The organism is Hyphomonas sp. (assembly GCF_013823385.1).
Lineage (GTDB): Bacteria > Pseudomonadota > Alphaproteobacteria > Caulobacterales > Hyphomonadaceae > Hyphomonas.
The window spans coordinates 1-1,764 of the sequence record NZ_PNMA01000128.1 but is presented as its reverse complement, the minus strand read 5'-3'; the positions used below and the strand labels follow the sequence as shown (position 1 = coordinate 1,764).

2 protein-coding genes are annotated in these 1,764 nt (G+C 59.8%); one reads left to right on the top strand and one right to left on the bottom strand.

The annotated features are described in order from the left end of the window. A partial coding sequence (locus C0456_RS20410) for a DUF2490 domain-containing protein (RefSeq protein WP_291056499.1) occupies positions 1-652 on the top strand: 652 nt, incomplete at its 5' end. A gap of 273 nt (positions 653-925) precedes the next feature. Here C0456_RS20410 and C0456_RS20405 read toward each other — a convergent pair. Continuing rightward, positions 926-1,639, bottom strand: coding sequence for a superoxide dismutase (locus tag C0456_RS20405; protein WP_017671409.1), 714 nt, complete (start codon positions 1,637-1,639; stop codon positions 926-928). Between the last annotated feature and the right edge of the window lie 125 nt (positions 1,640-1,764).

The window sequence follows — 1,764 nt, the reverse complement described above, 5'->3', positions numbered from 1 at the left end:
AGCCTTGCTGCTAGGCGTGGCGCCCAGTGTCCTTGCCGCGCAGGATCATGACCTTCAGCAGTGGACGTTGCTGGTGGCGCAAGGGCCGATCAAGGATGATCTGCTGGTGCAGGCAGAAATTCAGCCACGCCTGACCAATGACGCGAGCCGGTTGGGGCAGTTCCAGATCAGCCCGGCGATTGGTTACCGGGTGAGCAAGAAGGCCACGGTGTTCGTCGGCTATATGTTCGTCCACACCGACCCCGTGGACCACCCTGCGTTCGATGAGCATCGGATATACCAACATGTGGTCTTTCCTGTTGAGAAGATCGGGGACGTGACAGTCACGGCTCGGACCCGGATGGAGGCACGCACCGTCGTGGGGGCAAAGGACCTGGCATGGCGGTTCCGCCAGCAGGTGAGGGCGCAGATGCCCTTCGAAGAGGGCAAGGGCTCGCTTCTGGTCGTTTGGAGCGAAGGGTTTCTCAACCTAAATGATGCCGACTGGGGGCCACGCGAGGGGATGGACCGCTGGCGGAATTTCGTAGGCGTCTCAGTGCCCCTGACTAAAGGCGTCATGTTTGAGCCTGGATACCTCAATCAGGCCGTCTTCCGTAGAGGCGAGGATCGGCTTGATCACATCGCGAGCGTAACACTTTTCTACCGTCTCTAGCCAAACGCCAAAGCCTGAATTTCGGCATTCACGTGCCGGTCCAATCCCCGCAATTCGGCGGGTGAATGACGGGTTTAGGCAAGAGCAGCGGTTTTGGTGCGCTGCAATTAGCGACTTAAGCTGGTCGACTGCTGCCGAACGCGAATGCCGCATCGTGGGACAGAGCCGTCGTATCCCAGCGGCATGCCAACCGACCGATTATACCAGAAGCCGACCATCCGCATTCGGATGACCTGCTCGGCAATTCGAAAGGCGATCGACAAGCAGAACTGGTTAAGCTTGCCGCGCCATGCGGTGGTACCTGCGATCGATCTCCTCCCAATTCAGGTTGGCCATGAACGCATCAACATATTTCGCGGCCGCTGTGCCGTAATCTATGTGATAGGCGTGTTCATACATGTCGAGCGCGATCAGCGGCACGCTGGCGACCGGCTGGTGCATGTGATCCCAGGCCCAGTAATTGTGCAGACTGTCGGTGTGGATATTCCACGCCAGGACGCACCACCCTGAACCGCCAGCCAGCGACATCGCGGTTTGCCTGAACTCCGTATCCCACGCCGCGAACGATCCGAAGGCCGCTGCGATAGCCTTCTGCACTTCTCCCGCCGCCGCGCCATCGCCGCCAAGCGCACCGAAATACAGCTCGTGCAGGATGACCGACCCGGTGCGGTGCAGTTCCTCACGTTTGAGCCCGCCATAGACGATTGCGGGAAGGTCCTTGTCCGCCAGCGCTGCCGCCAAACGACCCTCGATCATGTTCAGCGTGCGCACCGATCCGATGTAGTTGTTGTCGTAGTGCGAGCGGATGAGCTTTTCGGAGAGGCCAGTGAGCTTGGCGGGATCGAACCCCAGCGGTACGGGCTTGTGGTTGCCCGCGAAGGCAGGCGAAAGGGTGGGCGTTTGCGCTGATGCGGGTGCACCTGCGGCGGCTGCCGCTATTCCAACACCTACGATGCCCATAGCGCTGCGGCGGTCAACTTCGGTCATGTTTTATTCTCCTTGATCAAAAACTACCCAGAGCGAGGCCGGCTACGGCAAGAACGGCGAGCATGCGAAAGATGCTCCACTTCAGCGCAAACAATATGACAGCAGCCAGCACGGACAGCACGCCT

Coding starts and splice junctions, on each gene's coding strand:
- C0456_RS20405 (WP_017671409.1), bottom strand. CDS start 1,639: ATGACCGAAGTTGACCGCCGCAGCGCTATGGGCATCGTAGGTGTTGGA.